The organism is Bradyrhizobium sp. Leo78, from assembly GCF_059512425.1.
In genome coordinates, this window is sequence record NZ_JCAMOT010000330.1 from 1 (window position 1) to 275 (window position 275).

Genomic DNA, 275 nt, shown 5'->3' on the forward strand with positions numbered 1-275 from the left:
TAATTGTTCGAGCAGTTGGTGACCAGCGTCGGCAAATCGTAGGTCTCGCGCCAGGCGCGCACCAGATGGTCGGAGGAAGCTTTGCTTGCGGAGTAGGGCGAGTTCGGCGCGTATGCCGTCGTCTCCGTGAAGAAGCCGTCGTCGCCGAGCGAGCCGAACACCTCGTCGGTCGAGATGTGGAGGAAGCGGAATTGCTCACGCTTCTCGGGCGAGAGCGTGCGCCAATGGCGCAGCGCTTCCTGCAGGATGGTGAAGGTGCCGACGATGTTGGTCTG

General features: G+C 62.2%; 1 protein-coding gene. It reads right to left on the reverse strand.

The genetic code is table 11. The annotated features are described in order from the left end of the window. Positions 1-275 (reverse strand): GDP-mannose 4,6-dehydratase (locus AC5ZG1_RS44935; RefSeq protein ID WP_496136642.1); only part of this gene is annotated, 275 nt, incomplete at both ends.